The following is a 24457-nucleotide window of genomic DNA, read 5'->3' as shown; positions in this document are numbered from 1 at the left end:
CACACCATAAAACCACTGGTATTCCTTCAACGCTTCTTCGATGCTTCTTCGTCACTTCTTCGACACTAAAAGGGCACTTCAATATCCCCGGGATATTGAAGTGCCCTTTTGATGCCCTTATAGTATACGAATAACCAGCTTATGTTTCGCGCAAAATAACTGGGGGCGGCCCACCGACTGATGTTCAAGAATAATATAAATTTAAAAAGCAAAAGACTTTGCAGTAAGACCTGACAGTCCAATGAATATAAAATTCATCTCATAGTTTGGTTCTTCTTGCTTTTTAGGTTTCAAATTGGGGCTAGACCCCGTATGGAAGATTATACTTATTTATGCTTGAAGGCAAAGCTCTTTTGCTTCTTAAAGTAAAAAGTCTATGCCAAAAAAAACATCCAAAAAAGTAGCAAATCCAGGTTTTGTACCAATGCCTGTAGTTAATCCGAATGCCGCAGGAATTGACATTGGGGATACCATCCATGCAGTGGCAGTTCCCAAAGATCGAGATCAACAGTCTGTTCGAGTCTTTGGAACGATGAGTTGTGATCTAAAGGAAATAGTTGATTGGTTGGAAAAATGTGGCATAGATACCATAGCGATGGAAAGCACAGGGGTTTACTGGAAACCTTTATTCAACTATTTGATTCTGTATGGATTTGATGTTTATTTGGTCAATGCACAGCATGTACGCAATGTCACCGGTAGAAAAACGGATCAGAGTGACGCGGAATGGCTACAACAACTGCATAGTTGCGGATTAGTAAAAAGCAGCTATTTGCCGGAAAATGAGCAGGAAACATTGCGAACATTGGTTCGTCACAGGAGAACCCTTACCGAGGAAAGTAGCCGGTTTGTATTGCGGATGCAAAAGGCACTGGAGATGATGAATATTAAATTGCATACAGTGATCAGCGATATAGTGGGTAAGTCTGGTACAGCCATCATCGAAGCTATCATTGCCGGAGAAAGAAATGCTGCGAATTTTTTGCCATTTCTTGATTATCGCATAAAAGCTAGTCATGAAGTTATAATAAAATCATTAGAAGGCAACTGGCGCGCGGAGCAGTTGTTCACATTGGAAGAGAATTATATCAGTTACAAATTCTTTCAGCAACGAATTATAGCATGCGAGAAAGCAATAGAAGCACAATTACAGAGGTATGCAGCTATACAAAATGAAGGAGAGATCCCTTTGATAGAAACAAAGAAAGAAGATATTCTGTCCAAAGCAAAAAAGAGGAGTAAAAACGCTCCTATATTTAATACCAGATCATTTTTGAAAAATATTCTTCGGGTCGATGTCCTGGCTATTTATGGAATGAGTGACATCTGTGCCTTGGAAATACTGTCAGAAACAGGAACTGACTTGAGTAAATGGAAAAGCGAAAAACATTTTGTGTCCTGGTTGAATTTATGCCCCAACACTAAAAAATCGGGCGGAAAAATAATCAGCAGTAAGTTGATGAAAAAGAAGCCTAATTCCGCCAGCCAGGCATTCCGGATGGCAGCTAACGGTGTTCAGCGAAGTGATCACTGGCTGGGAGACTATTTTAGACGGATGAAGGCGAAAGGAGGAAACAAGTATGCTATTGTAGCAACCGCCAATAAAATAGCAACTATTTACTATAAAATGGTTACAAATAAGGTAGAGTTCAATCCTTTAGATTTGCAACAATATCAGGAACAGCGGAAAAATGCCAAAATCGCTTACTTGGAAAGAAAGCTGGAATCACTAAAAAAACATGTCGCTTAGTTATATGGAAGTACTATAGTAGTAACGAAGCTCTACCGAAGCTACACCGTAGCTAACGCCTACTTCTTCGGCTTAGCTCCCATGTAAAACACGAGCTTACCACCGTTCATAATATCCTCATGGGTAATTGAATTACTCACTACAGGCTTCCCATTCAGTACCACCTTCTGCACATACACATTCGTTTCGCTCTGATTCGGCGCCTCTACTGTAAATGTCTTCCCATTTTCCAATTGTAACACTGCACTTTTCACCGCAGGACTACCCAATATATACTCAGTAGAACCCGGGCAAACCGGATAAAATCCTAAGGATGTAAAAATATACCACGCACTCATCTGCCCACAATCGTCATTACCACCCAAACCATCAGCAGCCGGCTTATACATCTTCTTCAGGATCATCCTTACCCGCTCCTGCGTTTTCCATGGCTCACCTGTCCAGTTATACAAATAAGCCGCATGATGAGATGGCTCATTCCCATGCACATAGTTCCCAATTATACCATCCCTGGTAATATCCTCTGTCTCTGCAAAGAACTCATCTGGCAAATGCATCGTAAACAATGAATCCAGATGACGGGAAAACGCTTTCTTATCTCCACGCAGTGCGATCATAGCAGCAGGATACTGTGGTACATACAGACTGTAATTCCACGCATTCCCTTCTATGAAACCCTGATTGTCTGTTTTCAATGGATCAAACTCTTTCCTGAAACTACCATCACTCAAGCGAGGGCGCATATAGCCTGAAGCAGGATCGTACACATTCTTATAATTCTCAGAACGCCTGATGAACTCTGCATAAATATCATCCCTGTGCAGTTTCTTCGCCAGCTGTGCTATACACCAGTCGTCATAAGCATATTCCAGTGTCTTGGATACAGAAGCACCACTCTTATCTTCAGGCACATAACCATTATCTATATAGTAACCCAAACCATCATATGTACGATGACGCGCAGTGGTCACACAGGCATCCAGTGCCTTGTTCGCATCAAATGGTGCATTGCCCTTCATCACCGCATCTACTATTACTGACACACTGTGATAGCCGATCATACACCAGTTCTCATTGGCATAATGTGACCATACCGGCAACATATGTTGTGCACTCTGATCAAAATGTGCCAGCATGCTCTGTGCCATATCCGCATTGCGTTTTGGCTGAATGATATTGAAAAGGGGATGCAATGCACGATACGTATCCCAAAGAGAGAAAGTCGTATAGTTGGTGAAGTTCTGCGCCTGATGTATGTTCTGGTCTAAACCACGATAGTTACCATCTACATCCATATATGTGGTAGGACTTATGAAAGCATGGTACATAGCCGTATAGAAATTCACCATTTCATCATCATTCAGCAGTTGTGCATCGATCTTATGCAGTTCTTTGTTCCACAATGCCTGACCATCCTGTTTCACTTTCTCAAAATCCCATCCCGGTGCTTCTTCTCTCAGGTTCTTCAATGCACCTTCTGTGCTTACAGGTGACAATGCAAACTTGATCTTCACCTTTTCGCCGGCAGCTACTTTGAAATCAAAGTAAGCGCGGATCTGTCTTCCCGCCATTTCAGGGAAGTTATGGTTCGTGTCAAACTTTCTCCAGAAACCTCTGTACACATCATTCGTTTGATTCTGATGGCCATACTGATAGAATGGTTTGGAGAAAGACATGGCGAAGTATTCAATCCTTGTCCTTGCCCAGCCATTCGTCTGCCGGTAACCTGTAATGAGTGTATCGTTTTCCACCCTTACAAAAGTCCACACGTTTTTGTTGGAGTAGTTATAAATACCTGCCATCAGATCAAGAATAATATGTGCCTGATCAGTAGCTTCTGCAAAAGTATATTGATGAAAACCGACCCTGTTTGTAGCTGTGAGTTCTGCTGTGATGTTGTATTTATCCAGCTTTACTTTGTAATAATCAGCAGCAGCGGTTTCATTGTCATGAGAAAAAGTACTGCGGTAACCCGTTTCCGGATGATCTGCTGTACCCGGGTTCAGGTGTAGCTGACCTGTGGTCGGCATTATAAGGAAGTCGCCCAGGTCTGAGTGACCAGTACCACTGAAGTGGGTATGACTAAAACCACAGATGGTCTTGTCTGAATACTGATAACCCGCGCAATACTTATACACATCCGGGTTATATTTTCCATTCATTTCGTAAGGAATGGTATCCGTATCAGGGCTTAGTTGCACCATGCCGAAAGGCACAGTCGCCCCTGGATACACATGTCCCATTTTAGCAGTACCGATGATTGGTTTCACATAACGTGTCAGGTCTTTGTCCTGTGCCTGTGAAGATTCCTTAACAAAGAGCGTAACAGCGGTCAACATTGTAAGGTGAAAAGCAAAACGTGCACCCATTGGTTAATATGATTTTTTTTAACGTTGTAAAGTACAGGCACGGTTCAAAACACGTGTCATAGTTGGGTCAAAGAGTTTAAATGAATTTTAAATCTATTGCAGATATTGGTTCAGGTAATTCATCGGAAGTTTAAATGAATTTTAAATCTATTGCAGGTACCGCCTTAAATAATCCGCCAGTTTGCTGTACCCTGTGCTGTTTGGGTGCAGGCCATCGGTAAAGAGTGTGCTATCCGGTTTTAAATCAGCGTTCAGCAAAACCTGCCCGGGATTGATAAATGACACCTGTTGCATACCCGCCATTTGCTGGATACCTTTATTAATTTTTGCTACTCTATCTGCCATATTTACGCGGGGGAGTATGCCTGCCAGCAGGATATCTGCCATTGGTTGTCTTTCTTTGATTGCGATCACCAGTTGTTGTAAGCCTGCTATGATTTCCACATCTGTATTCATTTGCAGGTTATTAGTGCCTATCATAATGACTATTTTCTTTGCTTCAAATCCATCCAGTTCATCATGATACACTCTCCATAGCACATTTTCTACCCTGTCCCATCCAAAACCCATATTTCTGGCACCTGAAGGCCAGGAGTCTGTGCCCCTGGCAATGGGGCCGGCAGGTTCTCCACCCCAGAAATGGGTAATGGAATTACCAATGATAACAACTCTGGGAGGGTTCTTTTTGTTCATAGTCAGCAGGGTATTGTGGCGTAGATCCCAGTCATACCGGATCAGCTCACGGTATTGGCGGCAGGGGATAGTGATGTTGATATTGCCAATTGGTTCATGAAAGATCTGACGAAGGATCTGGGCATAACCATTAGCATATTGTTGCATACCAATATCATTGGGATGAGTGCCATCTACAGTACTTTCGATACCTAGCCCCAGTTGTTCAACAGGGAGTAGATATAGTTGTTTGACCCCTTTCTCCTGAAGTGAATAATATGCATTTTCCAGTGCATCATTTCCACCGATCCTTCCATGTTCTACTAATAAAATAGGAGTATTGGGCTTTACTTTCCTGATTTGTTCAACTGCTGCCAATACCTTTGCAAAAATTTCCTCATAAGAAAGACCTGAAATATTCGGCAGACAATCCAGCACATATACCTTCGCATCAATCTCAGTTAACAATTCCGTCACTGGTGGATCCAGTTTTCCATTTCCTGCAAAACCAAGGTTAATCACCGGTCTGTCCATCATCCTATCCAATTGATTCGTCCATGCTAATCCCGGCCGGGAGGCACAAGCCCCCTGTGCAATGGAAGTACCATAAACAACAATCGGTTTGTCGGGTCTCAATGGCAAAAAATGAATACTATCACTGCCCACAGTCCCTATTTCCAGCCACTTCACGGTATTATAAAGCGGCAGATACAACCGGTATTCCCCCACGTCCCTGCTCATGCCTGAAAACCGATAAGTAACCGTATCTCCAAAATTATATTTACCCGCACTCCATTTCCATGCCCCATTCGGATCTATACTATACAAATCCACACCACTGGCGCCTGTCGCCGGCATATGTGGCATATCCGGTTTCCCTGTCACCACATACCTCACTACAATATCAGGTGCTGAAGTCCGAAATCGCACTGATAGTCCGGCACTCATCCTCGATAAGTTCCAGACCTTGGGTGGCACGGTTTGCGCTGCTTTGGCAGGTAACCTGTCATATCTGGTAGCCATCGAAAATGCCTGACCTTCAATCTGAGCAGGTGTATACCAGTGCCAACTGGTATCCTTTTGAGCATGGGCTTTGCCACAGATCAGGCTGATAATGGCCAGCAGGGCTAACTTTGGAATTCGACTGTTTTTCATTGGTTTCTCATTTTAGCCGGCCGCAGGCCGAAACTAGACATAGCAATAAAATACTTTTTTAAAATATACTCAGCATTTTCAATAATTTTGATACCAAATTTTTTGGGACAGTGACTAAACCGATACTCGTAATCAAATTTGGATCAGCTTCCATCACGCAGGTTGGCGGGGAGCTGGATGAGACGATCATAGCTTCAATAGCCCGTCAGGTGGCAGAATTACAGGAGCAGTACAATATCGTGTTAGTTTCTTCCGGAGCAGTAGCTGCAGGTAAAAAATTCCTGCATGGATACAGTGGCACCATTAGTGAGCGCAAAGCGGCAGCCGCCATCGGTAACCCCTTGCTCCTCAGCAAATATGCCCGTTATTTCTCTCCGTACAACATCGCCATTGCCCAAAGTCTCTGCGAACGCCGTCACTTCAGTAACAGGCAACAGTTCCTGCAACTGAAAAAAACGTACGAAGAGCTGTGGGCCAGCAATGTAATCCCGGTGGCAAACGAAAATGACGTAGTAAGCGACCTGGAATTGAAATTCTCTGACAACGATGAACTGGCTACCCTGATCGCCGTAGGCTTTGGTGCCTCTTTGCTGTTATTCAGTACCTCTGTAGGAGGATTGCTGGATAAAGAAGGAAAGGTAGTCCCGGAAATCCCGGAAATCAACGAGTCAATATTATCACTGGCAGATACAAAAAAATCATCAGTAGGCCTCGGTGGCATGGTGTCTAAACTCACCTTTGCCCGCCTCGCTACCCGCATGGGTATAGGTGTCGTTATATTCGGTATTCATACGACCGACGGTATCCTCAATGCTATTAGTGGCAACACCGGTACCGTATGTTTACCACAGGAGTGCAGCATGCCTGCCAGAAAGAAATGGCTGGCCAGCGGTAGCCTGGTAACTGGCAGGGTACTGGTTGATGCCGGTGCACTGACGGCATTGCAAAAGAGACGTAGCCTGCTGGCAGTAGGCGTATTGTCTGTGCTGGAAAAGTTTGAAGGAGGTGAGGTGTTTGAAATAGTAGACGAAGAGCACAATGTAATTGCCGTAGCACGCGCAAAAGTATCTTCCGAATTATTGTCGGAAGATAACAAACTACATGACCTTGAGATTGCCCATGCAGACGATATCGTACTGTTGTAGGCAATTGAAAAAGAAATCAAAATGGAATCGATACAGCAAATGTTGGTAGATGCAAGAGCAGCTACCAGCGCTATAAAGTCACTGGCCGATGAGCAGAAGCAACAACTCTTGCGCAGTCTGGCAGTGCAGATAACCACGCATGCCGCTACGATTGTAGCTGAGAATAAGAAGGATCTGGATAAGATGTCTGACGAAGACCCGAAGAAAGATCGCTTATTGCTCAATGAAGCACGTATACAGCAACTCGCTGATAGCCTCAATGAAATAGCAGCCTTACCCGATCCTGCAAATGAATTGGTGTTGGAGCGCACATTGGCCAATGGGTTAAATGTGCAAAAACGTACCGTTCCATTAGGAGTGGTTGGCGTAATTTATGAATCCAGACCAAACGTGACCCTCGATGTAGCTGCCCTCTGTATCCGTTCGGGTAATGTATGTGTATTAAGAGGTGGGTCCGATGCTTTCCATACGAATACGATCCTGGTAAAGATTATCCAGGATGTACTGAAGGAATTCAAAGTAAATGTGCACACTGTACAATTACTACCTGTAGATCGCTCGCTGATAAACGAAATGCTCACTGCAGTAAAATATATCGATATCATCATTCCAAGAGGCTCACAACAGCTGATTGAATTTGTACGTGGAAATAGCAAGGTACCTGTGATTGAAACTGGTGCAGGTGTATGCCACACCTATGTAGAAGCAACTGCTGACCTGGAAAAAGCCAGTAAGATCGTAACGAATGCAAAGGTGAGCCGTCCATCTGTATGTAATTCACTGGATACAGTACTGGTAGATGAACAGGTGGCAACAGGTTTGTTACAATTATTAGCGCCATCACTGGCGGAGTATAATGTAGAGATCTTTGCAGATGAGCCATCGTACAACATCTTAAAAGGCTTATCCTATCCATTTTTACAACATGCAGCACCGGAAGATTTCGGACGTGAGTTCCTGGACTTCAAGTGCTCTGTCAAAGTAGTAAATGGTGCAGACGAAGCCCTGCTACACATTCAGGAATATTCTTCCAAACATTCTGAAGCCATCGTATCAAACGATGCAGCGATCAGTGAGCGTTTCCTGAATGAAGTAGATGCAGCAGCGGTGTATGTAAATGCCAGTACCCGTTTTACAGATGGTGGTGTGTTCGGACTGGGCGCAGAAATAGGTATCTCTACGCAGAAACTGCATGCCCGTGGGCCTTTCGCACTGGAAAAACTGGTGACAGAAAAATGGTTCGTCAGGGGAGACGGCCAGGTTCGTTAAAAATTTGCAATGGCAGGTTTCGCTAAGATGACCACATCGTTCATCTTATGATGCCAGGTTCGTTCATTTTAAAGGGAGCTTGATTCGTTAATTTTTCTAAAAGTATAGCCTTCCTTTTTCAATAAAGTGATCAGCTCACCAAGATGATCATACAATTTATCTTTACGCCGGGGATCAGTGCCTGCATGAATAAGCAGGATCACCCCATTCAGTCCTCCTTTGAACTGAGTAATGGATTGAAGAATACGTTCACTACTTTTGTATGAGGCGCCCATTTCCGGATAGGTATAATCAGCATTGCTACCTGTACCCGGCGTAAAGTTTACTACTTGTAACCCCATATCAGCAGACCATTCAGCGATCGTATTATTCCACCACTCATAAGGAGGAATAAAGTATCTCACTCCGGAAGTATCAACGCCCGCATACTTCATCTTAGATAAACACTGCAACATATCATTCCGGAATTCAGTCTTCGTTACAAGCATACTATCTCTCTTCCCCCAATCGCAATACAACAAATGCTGATCAGAATGTGGTCCTAAATAATGTCCCTGTTTAATCAATGTACGCACATCATGCCGCTCATAAAACCTGCCTGTAAAAAAGAACGAAGCCTTTACTTTTTGCTGTTGCAATACACGTGTAATAGTTGGCAATCCATCTGCAAATTCGTCAGCTGTAAACACTAGTGAAATTTCCTTTTTAGTCGTATCGGTTCGTACAATGCCTTTCAGTGCACTTTCCTGCGCTGCCAATAAGTAAATCAACACCGCTGTTCCATCCATGGTAGGTTCATTCGTACTATAATCTCCAAAGTCATCATGGTACACAGCCAGGTCACTCTGAAAAGGTGCATACTCATCTTCGTTCTGTAATTGAATTCCTATCAAACCCTTGTAAATACTGGTATATACAGGGCCATCAACCAAACCGCCATCAATCGGATATTGTTTCAAATGTGAAAAAGAAGAATGTGGATCAGCAGGCGTATCACCATTCGCCGGTAGTCCATATACCATAGAAGTTCCCCACGGATTACACCCAAATAACCAGTCAAAACAAGCCTGTTCCAGTGGCAGATAAGTATTATCCCCACTCAGTTGCCTGTACCAGTAACATTGAATAGTGAATGCTGTCGTTAAATTATTACTACACCAGATAAAAGGAATGGCACGGTAAAAAGCATTGTGATTCGCTTTGCGCCACACACGTTCAATACCCTCTTTATAGAACTGAATTAAACTATCTCTTTGTGCACCCTTCAACTGTTTGGCCAGTTCATAATGCCCGGGATTGATAAAAGGATACCATTGGTAATGTCGGGCCGTATCCTGCCCTAACCAGGGAGTAACCGGCTCCTGTCTTGCAAAAGACATAGCCTCCGCTGGCTTTGACAACATGGCTGCTGCCAGTTCCATATCATCTGCATAGTTATCTTCTTCATAGAAATAAGGTGACCGGCCAGGCGCAGTCTGACACACACCCGGATATTTCAAACCTAACTGATAAGCCGCCATCGCCTTATCCCGCAACAGAGAAGAAGCAAACAATTGTGATCCTAATGCAAAACAACTTGCAAACTTACCCGCCGTAGAAGCAACACCGGTAGCCCTGTTTTTATATTTCAACAATCCCTGTGGCTGGCCGGAACAAAAGTATACGGGTCTGAGCAGCCCATGCTGATAAAAATTCGTATCCTGCCCTGGTAAGCGCATTCCCTGGTGATCTCTGTCATCTCCAATCTGGTTAAATAGCCAGTCATCAGCAGGATACATTTTCAGTAACCAGTCTAATCCCCATTTCGCCTCATCCATGGCATCAGAAAACCCGTTTTTGCCCCTCAATCCATTCGCCTGTACAGTATCTCCAAATACCCCCGGAAAGTCTCTGCAGGCGGCTAATAAATGATAAGTGGCATTTGCCGAAGTAGTGGCATATTGCAAATAATCAGTAGCATCATGCCAACCACCGGATACATTTACAAAAGTATCTTTGGGTGCATACACCGTAAACCCATCATGGGTATGACAGCTATCTTTCAAAAACGGATTAAACCCACTCCTTTGCTGTCGCATATATCGCAGGCAAAACGCTGCCGCACCCCCATACACCGATTCACTGATCTCAAACTGCGGAGACCGGGTAGCACCTGTCTGTATATAATATAGTCCTGCCCGCTGCAAAGCAGAAAAATCCAACCTGCACGTTTGAGCAAACGGACCGTATGCCCCCGCAGCTTTTCCGGCAGCATGCCTGTACACTACTTTATTAGTCAGCACATCAACTACCTCAAATTTTTTTAATGTATCTTGGCTCTTACTGCACCAAACAGCTACTTTCATCCCTGCAGGCCGGTATCCGAGCTGATTAATACGGATCCAGTCCGCGGTCACCGAAAGATGTAAAAACAGTAGCAGCAATAGTATGGATAGTTTTTTCATACACTTATCTTTGTCTGTGGAATCAGGATAAATGTAAATTTATTCGTCTTTTTGCACATTATTTTAGTTTTTTTGCGTTTTTCTCTGTAAGTTTATTTGAGGGAATGCGTTTTTATGCGGTTTTATCTACCAAAATTGATTATCGGTTATGTCACCAGTGCTTTTATTCTCAATTGTCGTAGTCTATTTTATTATTTTATTGGTAGTAGCCTGGTACACCGGCCGTAATTCCAGTAACGAATCCTTTTTTATCGGTAACCGCAACAGTAATTGGATGTTGGTTGCCTTTGGGATGATTGGTACCTCCCTCAGCGGTGTCACTTTTGTGAGTGTACCCGGGGATGTCGCTAAGAATTCCTTTTCCTATTTTCAGGTGACCATCGGGTACCTGTTAGGTTACCTGGTCATTGCTTTTGTCCTATTGCCTTTGTATTACAGGTTGAAGCTCACTTCTATTTACAATTATTTGCAGACCCGTTTCGGCGTCGCTTCTTACAAAACAGGTGCTTCCTTCTTTATATTATCCAGAACACTTGGCGCTACTGCAAGGTTGTATCTCGTCGTGAATATTCTGCAGGAAGCTATCATGAATCAGTTTGGTATTCCTTTTTGGGTCACTACGCTGGTAATCCTGGTCATGATCTTACTCTACACTTTTGAAGGTGGGGTCAAGACCATTGTTTATACAGATACCTTACAAACTACCTGTATGCTGCTGGGGTTAGTGCTCTGCACCATTTACATCCTGCACACCATGGATATCAGCATGGGAGAAAGCCTGCACAGAATGTCGCAGCAGGGCATGACCCGCATCTTCTTCGGCGATCCGAATAGTAAACTCTTCTTCCTGAAACAGATACTGGGTGGTGCATTCATCACCATCACCATGACAGGTATGGATCAGGAAATGATGCAGAAAAACATATCTGTAAAAAGACTACAGGATGCACAGAAGAATGTAGTGACCTTATCCCTCATCCTGATGGTGGTGTTAATGTTGTTCCTCTTCTTAGGTGGTTTATTATACCTGTATGCAGAGCAACTGCATGTAGATGTAAAGGGCGATAAACTCTTTCCTGTACTGGCATTGAACCATATGCCTGCCTACATGTCCATCATCTTTATTGTAGCATTGATCTCTGCCTTATTCCCAAGTGCAGATGGTGCAATCACAGCATTGACATCTTCTTACTGTATAGATATTCTGGGTATCAACAGAAATGCGGAACTCGATGAAAAACAAAGAAAGTCAACCAGGCAGCGCGTGCACCTGGTATTTACATTCATTTTCCTGCTATTCGTACTGGTCTTCAAGTGGATTAGCAGTGCCAGTATGATAGGTGTGATACTCATAGTAGCGAGCTATACATACGGTCCATTATTGGGATTATTCTCCTTTGGTATATTGACAAAACGTCGCGTTAGAGACAAGGCCGTACCTGTTATTGCAGTTGTAGCACCATTGGTTTGTTTGTTGTTGGATACATATCAATCAAAAATACTGGGCGAGTTTAAGATAGGATTGGAACTACTACTGATAAACGGTCTCCTCATGTTCGCCGGATTATGGATCTTCTCAAAACCCTCAGAAAAAACACCTTTATAATATGCTTACTACTGAAATGTCTTCCCGCTTTAACAACCTGGAAAAGATGAGCGTAAAAGCCATTCTGGAAGGTATTAACAGTGAGGACGCCACCGTGCCACAGGCAGTCGCAAAGTCGCTGCCACAAATAGAGAAGCTGGTGACAGCTACTGTAGAACGAATGAAAAAAGGCGGTCGCCTTTTTTATATCGGCGCAGGTACCAGCGGGCGTCTCGGCATACTGGATGCATCAGAATGCCCACCCACATTTGGAGTAGGTTTTGATCTGGTGATCGGGTTGATAGCAGGTAGTGATACTGCCATCCGCAAAGCAGTAGAATTTGCAGAAGACGATAAAGAACAGGCAGCCAAAGACCTGGATGCTTATCACATCAATGAGAATGATGTAGTGATTGGTATCGCTGCCTCGGGTACTACACCTTATGTAATTGGTGGGGTACAACAAATGCGTGCCAGAGGTATTGTGACTGGCTGCATAACCTGTAACCTGAACAGCCCATTGGCAGCTGAAGTGGAATATCCCATAGAAGTACCGGTAGGTGCGGAATTCCTGACAGGAAGTACACGTATGAAAGCTGGTACTGCACAAAAGCTGGTGTTGAATATGATCTCTACCACCGTGATGATACAACTGGGCAGGGTAAAAGGGAATAAGATGGTAGATATGCAACTGAGCAATCATAAACTGATAGACAGGGGCATCAGAATGGTGATGAGTGAACTGGCAGTAGACGAAGAAAAAGCAAAACAACTGATCGAAGAGCATGGCAGTGTAAGAGCCGCCATTGAAAGCCGGATGCATGAACAGTAATTTACAACGACTTTTTACCATCACACAAAAGCCGGTACGACGTATTATCGGTTTGATGTCGGGTACATCGCTCGATGGACTGGATGTGGCTTTGTGCGCGATCAGTGGCAGTGGTATGGATACAAAAGTAGTGCTGGAACAATTTGAAACAGTACCGTATCCCATCGAAGTGAAGGACGAGATCCGCAAGATCTTTGCAAAGGAAACCATTTCCTTTCAGCAGCTTTGTCTGCTCAATCCATGGATTGCCAATCACCATGCAGTATGGATATTAGATTGTTTACAAAAATGGAATATAGATCCGTCAGCAGTCGATCTGATTGCATCACACGGGCAAACAGTGTATCATAGTCCTAAGATATTGCATCAGCAGGCAGCGTTTCCAAATGCCACTTTGCAGATCGGAGATGGGGATCACATTGCAGTAAAAACCGGCATCATCACCCTGAGTGATTTTCGCCAGAAGCATATTGCAGCAGGAGGAGAGGGGGCGCCACTCGCCTTGTACGGTGATTACTGTTTATTCTCAAAACAGGGAGAAGACAGGATCATGTTGAACATGGGGGGGATTGCGAACTTTACATTCCTGCCGGGATCACTGGATGCAAACAAAGTATTCGTGACAGATACAGGACCGGGCAATACCTTGCTGGATGCATTTGCCCGTCATTATTTCCAAAAAGAATATGATGAAGATGCACAATTTGCAAAGCAGGGAACAGTGAATGAAAAACTCCTGGCAGCATTAAAAGAAAACTCCTTTTTTAAAGAAGGATTTCCCCGCACCACTGGCCCGGAATTATTCAGCAAAGAGTATGTACTTAAGGCAGAACAAGGCATCGGGGTCAATCCATTCGATGTCATGGCCACCCTCACCCAATTCAGTGCAGACACCATTACCGATGCTTTGCTGAGTGTATTGGACGCAGACAGAGCTTACGCAGTATACATGAGTGGCGGCGGTGCACACAATCCATTATTAGTCGGATTGATCAAAGCCCGCATGCCGCACTTAAAAATAAACACCACCAGTGAACTGGGAATAGCCGGCGATGCGAAAGAAGCTGTTTTATTTGCTATCTTGGCAAATGAAGCTGTCATGGGAGAAGGAATCAACTTCGGAAAGCCCGGCATGCCGGCTATCACCATGGGAAAATATTCATTTCCTGCATAAACCGGCAAGATTTATAAAAAAAATGGCGTGAACCAGCAAAAAAATGCGGATTTATATTTGGATTTGTGCGTTTTTTTGCTGAATTTCAACTCCGGATCGCACCAATTAAATTTTCAACCAAACTAAGATGCTAAAAGAAGAACGCCACGCCTATATACTTCACCAGGTGAACTTACATAATAAGGTGCTGTCTTCACATCTGAGTGAACAGATCCAGGTATCTGAAGATACAATCCGCAGAGACCTGGCTGAACTGGCGCAGGAAGGTAAAATCATCAAAGTACATGGTGGCGCATTATCCAATTCTTTTCATCTTGGTATCACTTCGCAGGATGTATATGCTGTAGAAGATAAAAAGACCATCGCATTAAAAGCAGTACAGCTTATACAGGATGGCATGTTTGTATTAACAACGGGTGGTACCACTATTGCAGAACTGGCGCGTATGCTGCCAAAAGACCTGCAGGCCACCTTTATTACAGTAAGTTTACCGGCAGCTTTTGAATATGCCAACCATCCTAACATCGAAGTTATCGTGATAGGTGATAAGCTGGCAAAAGGTTCCAAGATCACCGTAGGAGGGGAGGCGATTTCAAAGATCAGGATGATCAAAGCAGATCTCTGTTTTTTAGGAAACAATGCCATGGATGCAAGTGATGGTCTTACAGACAATGACTGGGAAGTGGTACAGGTAAAACGCGCTATGATCAGCACTTCTAAAAAGGTAGTCGTATTATCCATTTCAGAAAAACTGGATACTGCCGAACAACTGAAGATCTGTGATGTAGAGGAGATAGATATTTTAATAACAGAGCTGCCACCGAATTCCAAAAAACTACAGCCTTACAAGAAAAAAGGCATTCAGATATTATAAAACACTTGTGAATAAACCAGGGGCGCACTGCTTCCCGGAAAATCAAAATCGTCGTTTAGAATGGAAGCTACGCGTTAAGGAGAATCAGTAATTCATTTTGCAGGATCGTTGTCGTAAACAGTGAAAGTGTATCGCCTGAAAAATTGGTGAGGGAAAACTTATTCCCAGCACCCTGTAATCATCTTTTAATCAAAAAAACATTTATCCCTATGGGACATGGGGATAGTATGCCAGGATCTATCGTCTTCACATTTAAAAATTAGCTATGAGAATGTATCAATTATTCCGGCATGTCAAATGCAGGTATCTGTTACTCTTCTTTGTCATGCAGTGTTTGACTGCCGCAGCCGCCTTTGCACAGGTAAAGCTGACGGGTAAAGTAACAGACGAAACCGGCACACCATTGCCAGGGATCACGGTAGCCATCAAAAACACCAAATCCGGAGCAATGACTGATGGAGATGGAAACTTTGTGATCAATGCTGATCTGAAACCAGGTACTTACACAGTGAGTTTTTCCGGAATCGGTTTTGCACAAAAACAAAGTGACCTGGTAATTGGTACAGGTAAAACTTATACTTTAAACACACAGCTCGGTACCTCCGTATCCAAACTGGATGAAGTAGTGGTAACAGGTACTTCGGCAGGTACTACCCGCAAACAATTGGGGAGTTATGTGAGTACTGTAAAAGCAGCAGAACTCTCCAAAGGCGCTACCGGCAACGTACTGGCGGCTTTACAGGGTAAGACTGCCGGTGCACAGGTATCGCAAAACTCAGGTGACCCTGCAGGCGGTATCTCTGTAAAACTCCGTGGTATCAGTACCATCGGTGGTTCTACTGATCCGTTGTATATCATTGATGGGGTGATCATCGACAACTCTACCACCCGTGTTACCAATGCCGATGCAAGCTATGCCGGCGGTAACTCAGTAGGTAACGTAGGGCAGAGCCGAATGGTAGACATCAACCCTGCGGACATTGAAAGTATCGAAGTACTGAATGGTGCTGCAGCAGCTGCCATTTATGGTAGCCGTGCCAATGCCGGGGTGGTACAGATCTTTACTAAACGTGGTTCCAGCGGTGCTCCTGTAGTGAACTTCAGCACCAGTTTCAATGTAAACGAACTGCGTAAAAAACTGGATGTAAACCAGGCGCCTACCAAGTTCGGTGGCGATCCGGCTACTTCTACACAAACGATCCTGACGCCTTCTATCACCACTACCACCGATGTAAAACGTTACGATTACCAGGACTACATCTTCCGTACTGGTGTAGGTGCTGATAACAATATTTCCGTTACCGGCGGACAAAATAAAACCAAATACTACGCTTCTGCAGGCTATCTCTACAACCAGGGGATTGTAAGAAATACTGATTTCAACCGTTACAGCTTCCGTTTAAACCTCGACCAGGAGCTGAATAAGTGGATCAGTTTTAATGCCACCATGAACTATGTTTATAGCAAATCAAATGAGAAACCGGATGGTAACTCCTTCTTCTCACCGACCAACTCTGTGACCATCATTGGTAACTACTACGACATCTGGGCAAGAGATGCTGTGGGTAATATTCAGGCTGTAGGTGAACGTGGACGTGTGAACCCTGTTTCTGTAATAGAGGACATCAAACAGCAGCAGCAAACGAGCAGGATCATCGCGGGTGCGGGTATTAAACTCAAACCCGTGAAGAACCTGACTGTCGATTATCATATGGGTATTGACAACTATAGCCAGGATGGTACTACCCTCATTCCTCCTTACAAGTATAATGTAAGCTCAAGCTTCTACGGTGGTGGTGCTTCACTGGACCCTACCCAGAATGGTTATGCCAGTGCAGGTAGCAACATCTCTTTCATGATCAACCATGATGTGAATGCGACTTACAATGCACAGATCACCAGCCGTCTGGCTTCTGTAACACAACTCGGTTATTCGCAGCAATACCAGCGAATGCATTACTCCCTGCAACAGGGTCGTGGTCTGCCTCCTTTCGTAACTACTGTGAGCGGTGCAGCTACTGCTATTACTGGTGCTGACCAGCGTACAGAATTGTCTATCTCCGGTGCTTTCATTCAGCAGAACTTTAAATACCGTGATCAGTTCTTCATCACAGGTGCATTGAGAATGGATGGTTCATCTGTATTCGGTGAGTCAGAAAGAAATCAGCTGTATAGCAAACTGAGTGGTAGCTATGTGATATCAGGTACTGATTACTGGAATAAGATGGGTGTATCTAAATGGTGGAATCTTTTCAAACTGCGTGCTGCTTATGGTGAATCAGGTAACCTGACTGGTATATCTGCATATGGCCGTTACAATACTTATAATGCAGTTGCATTTGTTGGCGCCGCTTCCTTTACCTCAGGTACTACCTACACCAATCCGGATGTAAAACCGGAAAGACAGAAAGAACTGGAATTCGGTACAGATCTGGGCTTCCTGAACAATCGCCTGAATGTGTCTGTAAACGTATATCATAAACGTGTAAACGACCTGCTTATCACCAGCTCCATCGCACCTACACAGGGTTACACCAGCCGCCTGGACAACATTGGATCCCTGCAGAACAATGGTGTGGAAGTAGTGCTGAATGTAGAACCAGTGAAGACAAAGAACTTCACCTGGGATATGACAGCCATCTGGAACCACAATAAGAACAAAGCACTGAATACAGGACAGAACATCATTCTGTACAGCACAAACAGTGGGGCACCGGTAGCTATCGCAAATGGTCAGCCAATAGGTTTCTTCTATGGTACCTTCTTCGCAAGAGATGCGAATGGCAAACAGATCACCAATGCATCAGGTATTCCGTTGACAGAACTGGGTACACAGAACAGTGCAATGAGTTATACAGCGGGTCGTGATGCAAACGGATTGCCAACAGGTTCTTCCCTGCAAAAGAAGATCGGTGATCCAAACCCGGACTGGACAGGTACTTTGACCAACGATTTCACCTACAAAAAATGGAACCTGCATACACAGCTGGATGCTGTACAGGGGGGCGATGTATTCAATGCTGACTTCAGAACCAGACAAGGTGTAGACAATGGTAAAATTGCAGAGCAGGAAGATAGAGGTCAACTGCCACGTGGTTATATCGCAGGTGTATATGCAATACAGGAATGGAGAATTGATGATGGCTCTTTTGTAAAACTGAGAGAAGTATCATTGAGTTATAATATTGGCAAAGTAAAAGGGATCAGTGACCTGACAGTGAGCGTAGGTGGAAGAAACCTTTATTCATGGGATCACTACAAAGGATACGATCCTGAAGTGAATGCAGCAGGACAGAGTACAATTCTGCGTGGTATTGACTTCGGTTCAGTACCTGCTCCAAGAACTTACAACGTAGCGATTCGTGCCAAATTCTAAACCATCAAAAAGGAGATTCATGAAAAGGTATATCAATAATTATAGCAGGTCAATCATGGCAGGGATCTTACTCTTCGCTGCTGCATCCTGCAAAAAAGAATATACAGATCCTTCCGGACCTTCATCTGGCAATGCACTCAGCTCTGCCAATGCACTGACGGATGTGGCAGTAGGTTTACAAAACTGGTACACCGCTGCAAGAACAGGAAATGTGTACACCAAGATAGCTGCCAGTAGTCTGCTCACAGGTGAAACCTATGTGGTGAATGCCGGTAATACAGACGAAAACCAGTTGTACCTGGGTGGAACCAATGTGCAAAACACTAACACCATCGTAACAGGCCTCTGGACGGTAAGTAACAAAATCATCTTCGATGCGAACAACGTGTTGAACAATGTGAACAGCGTGGTGACCGATAAAAGCTATGCCAGTGGGCTCATAGCCTACACCTCCATCTGGAAGGCACTGGCCATTGGTGATATGGCGGAGTTCTGGGAGCAGGTACCGGATACAACAGGTACAAATGTTTCCTTCATCACGAATACTGCTGGTTATACCAAAGCCATTGGCATTATTGACAATGCCCTGGCTACCATCAGTGCCAATGCAGTGAGCAGCACATTTACCAAAAATATACCTGCGGGAATCGATCTGCAAAACACCCTGTATGCGCTGAAAGCACGCTATGCACTGTTTGCGGGTGATTATACGACTGCGCTGGCAGCAGCAAACCAGGTGACACTGAGTGTGACATCTACGTACAATTACAATGCGCTGACTACAAATCCGATTTTCACACTGGTGACTTCTACGAACAACATCTATCAGGTCACTGATTCTACCATGAGTTTACCAGTAGGTTTACGTCCGGATGCAGATGACAAACGTTATCCATTTTACGTAACCATCAGCAGTAGCCCGCGTTTCCGTATCAAAGGTTTTTATACTTCTACTACACAGGCTATACCTGTATACCTGCCCGGAGAGATCACGCTGATCAAAGCAGAATGTTATGCCCGTCAGCATGATCTCGCCAATGGGTTGATTGAACTGAATAAAGTAGTGACCAAAACTGCATCGCAGGATGCATTTGGCGTAGGCGCTGCATTACCGGGTGAAGTGGCTGCAACTGAAAGCGACCTGCTGAATCTGATTTATAAACATCGTCGTATCGAACTGTTTATGGGTGGGCTGGCACTGGAAGATGAGCGTCGGTTTGGCAGACCAACTACAGAGCGCAAGCGTTCCTACTTCCCGTATCCATTCGTAGAGCGGAACGGTAATACAAACACACCAACAGATCCATCATTCTAATAGCCACTCTCAGTTCAAATCCCCGCTTCTGCTATGTGCAGAGGCGGGGATATTCTGTTTCGTCTATGAAATTTGCCTTTCTGCATATTATTTTGCCCCATTAATTGTATTGGGATATTTTTGTCTTACCACTCGACCTAGCATTCTGTTAATCTCAAAGCAATTTCCAAGGACTATACCTGTTATAATGATTATTGCTATCTTAAAGCGTAAGCGTGCAAGAGCGAATGCCTGTTTGAAGTGTTTGCTGTCGATGTGGATGCTACTACTTTGCTCACACCATTTAAAGGCTCAGTTGTGTACTGGTAGCCTCGGAGATCCGGTTGTTAGTATTGATTTTGGATCAGGTACTGCCTCCTTCGGTGGTGCACTGGCTTCGGACATTACAACTTACACCTATGTGGCGCAGGCCTTTCCCAGCGATGGCTATTATACTATTGAGAGCTCAACAGCCGCTTCCGGTACTGTGTGGTGGAGTACCACAGACCATACTGGTGGCGGATATATGATGGTGGTAAATGCCGCCACCTCTGTAAAAGATTATTTCTACAAGAAAACAGTGACTGGGTTATGTGGAGGTACGACCTACGAATTTGCAGCATGGGTCGTAAACCTGTTGCGTTCACAGGATAATAACCCTCCCAACGTTACATTTTCCATTCTATCAACCGACGAATCTACTACTTACGGCTCTTACACTACAGGTTCTATTCCCCTCACCAGTGGAAGTGCAGTGTGGAAGCAATTTGGTTTTTACTTCACCACACCTGCAGGTGTCACAGATGTAGAGATCAAGATCAGCAACAGTAGTCCGGGTGGGGCACCAGCCAATGACCTCGCATTGGATGATATCACTTTCCGTGCATGTGGTCCTACAGTTACAGCTTATACTACAGACGGTTCTTCTTCCAAAGAAGTATGTAAAGACGATGCTACGGTATTTACATTCAATGGTACCGTATCCACCGGTTATTCTGATCCTGCCTACCAGTGGCAGGTAAGTACAGATGGCGGTACTACCTGGACAGATATCAGTGGCGCTACGAGTACCACTTATGTACGTGAGCCAACAGGCGCAGGTACATATCTATATAGAATGTCTGCCGCTTCCTCTGCCAATATCAGTTCATCTGCCTGCCGGGTGAGTTCCAATACCATCACGATACAGGTAGATGATAGCCCTGATCCCCAGGCCAGCAGCAACGATCCGGGGTGTGAAGGCGATACGCTGGAATTGAGTTCCTCTTCATATTCAGGTGCTACTTATAGCTGGACAGGTCCGAATGGATTCACCAGTAGTTTACAAAACCCCGTCATCTATGGAGTTACATCAGCCAGCAATGGTGATTATATCGTTACCTTAACCACGGCAGTAGGTTGTTCCAATTCAGATACCACCAGCATCGATGTGAATGCAGCACCATCAGCAGATGCGGGGGAAGATCAGAATATGTGTGAAGGCGCTGCCGTAACGCTGGAAGGTAGCGGGGGCACCACCTACCTGTGGTCACCTTCGTCAACATTGACAGATGCGACGAGTGCAATAACCAATGCATCTCCTACAGACACGACATCTTATATACTAACGGTGAGTAATGGCACCTGCAATGCGTATGATACCGTTACCGTGAATGTATGGAAACTGCCAACAGCCAATGCCGGCGCAGACCAGCGCATATTTGAAGGAGAGGCCGCACAGTTGTCAGGTACAGCCAGTGGTACAGATGTAAGTTATGCATGGACACCTGTTTATAATATTACTGATGCAACGATACTCAATCCAATCGTAACACCAACTGAAGACACTACCTACACCCTCACCGTCACTTCTAATTTAGGATGTGGAGAAGCAACAGACGATGTATTCATCAGGGTGTACAAAACCATCATCATTCCAAATGCTTTTTCTCCAAATGGTGATGGTATTAATGATACATGGAAGATAGACAAGCTGGATACTTATCCCGAAGCAGATGTTAATGTATTCAACAGATATGGACAGGTCGTATTCCATAGTCATGGCTATGGTACGGCGTGGGATGGTACTTACAATGGTAAGCCATTGCCGGTAGGTACTTATTATTATACAATAGATCTGAAAATAGGATTTGGTAAAAATCCCAGTGGTTGGGTCGTGATACTCCGATAAGAAAACCAGCGATATGAATAAAGTGATCATTATAGGTATCAGCATGCTGCTGGCGATGAATGGATTTGCACAGCAAAAGCCACACTATACCCAGTATATACTCAACCAGTATATTATCAACCCTGCCTTGTCGGGGATTGAGAACTATATCGATGTCAAGGTCAGTCATCGTCATCAGTGGACAGGCTTGAGTGGAGGTCCGGTTACTACCTATGTAACGATGCAGGGGCCGATCAATAAAAAAGATTATCGTACTACTGCTACTTCCTTCGCTGTACCGGGAGAGAATCCCCGTGGGCAGCGTTATTGGGAGAACTATACAGCAGCCGAACCGCATCATGGGGTAGGTTTGCAATTTATCAATGACGTGACAGGACCGCTGACGAACCTGAGTGTATTCGGTACGTATGCGTATCATATCGGGTTGACACCCAGAACCAGTTTGTCCGCAGGATTCGGTGCGGGTTTTAGTCGTTTTAGTCTGAATAGTTCCGCCCTGGATTTTAATAATACCACAGTAGATCCCGTGGTGTATTCCAGTGGTGTACTGAACAGAACAAAGTTTGATATGACGGCGGGGTTGTACCTCTATTCCGCCGATTATTTCATTGGCTTGTCTGCACAACAGATCGTGCCTAATACCCTGAGTTATTCTGACCATACCATCACAACGGAAACGGGCAAAACAGTACCTCATATCTTCCTGACCGGCGGTTACCGGTTTTTGTTGACAGAGGACTTAAACCTGACACCTTCCCTGATGGTCAAATATATCAGTCCCCTTCCCATACAGGTAGAGGTAAACACCAAGTTACAATACCATGATCTGTTATGGATAGGGGCGAGCTACCGCCATAAGGACAGTTTTGCAGGAATGGTGGGTTTCAATATCTCCAATTCCGTGAACCTGGGTTACTCTTATGACAATGCTACAACTGCGCTGGCTTCTTATAACCGGGGTACCCACGAGCTGGTGCTGGGCTTTACTTTTGGCAATAAGTACGATGATAGTTGCCCCCGGAATGTGTGGTAACGCTGTGTGATCGAAACGTTAAATATACGGCTGAGATTCGGCTACTAGTGTGAAAAGCAGTAATTTTCCGGCGCTTTTTTCTTAAACCTTCAACTGTTGACAGCCTGCTCCTTCATAGGGGCAGGCTATCTTATTATCTGGAAATGTCATCCATTCGTCATTATAAATTTGTAATATCTGGGTAGTTTCATAAATTCATTGCGGAAGCTTATTACTATTACAAAACCCATGGTCATGAAATTCAAGAAGTCTCTTGTGGTGCCATTGTCATTGATATTGGCAGTGTCACTTTGTTCACTTTCGTTGCCCCCTGAAGAGAAGGCAAAGAATCTGAAAGTTTTGCCTAAAAACATCAGTCATGAAGAACTGATGCAAACAATGCACTTGTTCAATAAGTCATTGGGTGTAAAATGCGATTTTTGTCATGCTCATTCCAAGGAGGATCCTAAGAAGTTGGATTTTGCCAGTGATGTATTGGAAGAAAAAGAAACGGCCAGAGACATGATGAAGATGACAATGCGCATCAACAAAAAGTTTTTTAAATCCGGTAAGGATGAGAATGGTAAGCAGATTATGACTGTTACCTGCTACAGCTGTCACAATGGTCAGAAAGAACCTGTTGCTACCCCTCCGGGCGGTAATGAGAAAGGTCCTCAGGGTCCGCCGCCTCCAGGTGCCCACGATGGTCCGCCACCACCACCACCGGCAAATCATTAAATTCTTTTCCGGCTGGCAGCAGGCCCTGCCTGCCGGAAATATTCTTGTTTGAAATCAGAAAGCATTTATCTTTAGTATAACAAATTCCACTGTAGTTTTTAAATTAATCTCAGAAAACCACAACGCACAACAAAACAGATTGTTATGACCATGTTCACAACACTTACCGCACTCGCCGTATTATTTTTCGTCGCACATGTTATTCTTTTATTCACCTCCTTTGGTAAAAATGGCTACCAGAAGAAACGTTATTTTTATTCTCACCTCACCCTCTGGATTACGGGTGTATTGCTGTTCGCGCTGGCTGCTATGTATGCTGGTAAGCAGGTTTCACCGATCCTGGATGTATTTGACACTATTGGTAAGCAGGCGCTGATACTGGGTGGTGTAGTCGTATTATCACTCACTGCACACACCATTGTCCGCTACCTGATCATGCCCCGGTTTGTAAAATAATTTGAAGCATATGCTTTGATAAAAAGCCGCCTTTGAAAAAGGGCGGTTTTTTTTTATGAAATTAGCGGTCCTATCTATTCTCTCCTTCGTCTTTATAGTGAAAGCAGCTTTATTAATTGAAACCCGTTAACCAAACTGTAAA

General features: G+C 44.3%; 16 protein-coding genes. 13 read left to right on the top strand and 3 right to left on the bottom strand.

Annotated features, from left to right (window positions below; all coding sequences use genetic code 11):
* The first annotated feature begins 376 nt into the window (after positions 1 to 376).
* Positions 377 to 1750, top strand: a complete 1374-nt coding sequence (locus SIO70_RS30965; RefSeq protein WP_320577013.1) for an IS110 family transposase — start codon at positions 377 to 379, stop codon at positions 1748 to 1750.
* Positions 1751 to 1809: 59 nt separating this feature from the next.
* Here SIO70_RS30965 and SIO70_RS30960 read toward each other — a convergent pair whose 3' ends face one another.
* Both SIO70_RS30960 and SIO70_RS30955 read right to left on the bottom strand, forming a co-directional pair.
* Positions 1810 to 4119: a GH92 family glycosyl hydrolase gene (locus tag SIO70_RS30960; protein ID WP_320577444.1), complete on the bottom strand. Its 2310-nt coding sequence runs from the start codon at positions 4117 to 4119 to the stop codon at positions 1810 to 1812.
* Positions 4120 to 4266: 147 nt separating this feature from the next.
* On the bottom strand, positions 4267 to 5946 hold the full coding sequence (locus tag SIO70_RS30955; RefSeq protein ID WP_320577441.1) for an SGNH/GDSL hydrolase family protein: 1680 nt from the start codon (positions 5944 to 5946) through the stop codon (positions 4267 to 4269).
* 110 nt (positions 5947 to 6056) lie between these two features.
* Here SIO70_RS30955 and proB point away from each other — a divergent pair, with 110 nt between their 5' ends.
* Positions 6057 to 7091: a glutamate 5-kinase gene (gene proB / locus SIO70_RS30950; RefSeq protein ID WP_320577440.1), complete on the top strand. Its 1035-nt coding sequence runs from the start codon at positions 6057 to 6059 to the stop codon at positions 7089 to 7091.
* A gap of 21 nt (positions 7092 to 7112) precedes the next feature.
* Positions 7113 to 8360, top strand: coding sequence for a glutamate-5-semialdehyde dehydrogenase (locus SIO70_RS30945; protein ID WP_320577439.1), 1248 nt, complete (start codon positions 7113 to 7115; stop codon positions 8358 to 8360).
* A 68-nt stretch (positions 8361 to 8428) separates the two neighbouring features.
* Here the strand turns inward: SIO70_RS30945 and SIO70_RS30940 are convergent, their stop codons facing one another.
* Positions 8429 to 10804: a glycoside hydrolase family 9 protein gene (locus tag SIO70_RS30940; protein ID WP_320577437.1), complete on the bottom strand. Its 2376-nt coding sequence runs from the start codon at positions 10802 to 10804 to the stop codon at positions 8429 to 8431.
* Between the two features lie 148 nt (positions 10805 to 10952).
* Between SIO70_RS30940 and SIO70_RS30935 the strand changes: the two genes are divergently transcribed.
* The 10 genes from SIO70_RS30935 (at position 10953) to SIO70_RS30890 (ending at position 24315) form a co-directional block, all read left to right on the top strand.
* A complete protein-coding gene (locus tag SIO70_RS30935; protein WP_320577436.1) occupies positions 10953 to 12410 on the top strand; it encodes a sodium:solute symporter in 1458 nt (485 codons plus the stop codon).
* Position 12411: 1 nt separating this feature from the next.
* Positions 12412 to 13221, top strand: coding sequence for an N-acetylmuramic acid 6-phosphate etherase (murQ, locus tag SIO70_RS30930; protein WP_320577435.1), 810 nt, complete (start codon positions 12412 to 12414; stop codon positions 13219 to 13221).
* A complete protein-coding gene (locus tag SIO70_RS30925; RefSeq protein WP_320577434.1) occupies positions 13211 to 14395 on the top strand; it encodes an anhydro-N-acetylmuramic acid kinase in 1185 nt (394 codons plus the stop codon). Before murQ ends, SIO70_RS30925 begins: the two co-directional genes overlap by 11 nt.
* A 127-nt stretch (positions 14396 to 14522) precedes the next feature.
* Positions 14523 to 15269, top strand: a complete 747-nt coding sequence (locus SIO70_RS30920) for a DeoR/GlpR family DNA-binding transcription regulator (RefSeq protein ID WP_320577433.1) — start codon at positions 14523 to 14525, stop codon at positions 15267 to 15269.
* A 265-nt stretch (positions 15270 to 15534) separates the two neighbouring features.
* A complete protein-coding gene (locus tag SIO70_RS30915; RefSeq protein ID WP_320577432.1) occupies positions 15535 to 18645 on the top strand; it encodes a SusC/RagA family TonB-linked outer membrane protein in 3111 nt (1036 codons plus the stop codon).
* A 19-nt stretch (positions 18646 to 18664) separates the two neighbouring features.
* The gene (locus tag SIO70_RS30910) at positions 18665 to 19960 is read left to right on the top strand and encodes a RagB/SusD family nutrient uptake outer membrane protein (protein ID WP_320577431.1); all 1296 of its coding nucleotides are present in this window, start codon (positions 18665 to 18667) and stop codon (positions 19958 to 19960) included.
* Positions 19961 to 20147: 187 nt separating this feature from the next.
* On the top strand, positions 20148 to 22109 hold the full coding sequence (locus tag SIO70_RS30905; RefSeq protein WP_320577428.1) for a gliding motility-associated C-terminal domain-containing protein: 1962 nt from the start codon (positions 20148 to 20150) through the stop codon (positions 22107 to 22109).
* 13 nt (positions 22110 to 22122) lie between these two features.
* Positions 22123 to 23142, top strand: coding sequence for a type IX secretion system membrane protein PorP/SprF (locus SIO70_RS30900; protein ID WP_320577427.1), 1020 nt, complete (start codon positions 22123 to 22125; stop codon positions 23140 to 23142).
* A 234-nt stretch (positions 23143 to 23376) separates the two neighbouring features.
* Complete coding sequence (locus tag SIO70_RS30895; protein WP_320577425.1) at positions 23377 to 23859, top strand: c-type cytochrome; 483 nt, start codon at positions 23377 to 23379, stop codon at positions 23857 to 23859.
* Between the two features lie 144 nt (positions 23860 to 24003).
* Positions 24004 to 24315, top strand: a complete 312-nt coding sequence (locus tag SIO70_RS30890; protein WP_320577424.1) for a hypothetical protein — start codon at positions 24004 to 24006, stop codon at positions 24313 to 24315.
* Positions 24316 to 24457 lie beyond the last annotated feature (142 nt).

This window comes from Chitinophaga sancti (assembly GCF_034087045.1).
Taxonomy (GTDB): domain Bacteria; phylum Bacteroidota; class Bacteroidia; order Chitinophagales; family Chitinophagaceae; genus Chitinophaga; species Chitinophaga sancti_B.
The sequence above is the reverse complement of the archived record's forward strand: the minus strand, read 5'-3'. Positions and strand labels throughout refer to the sequence as shown.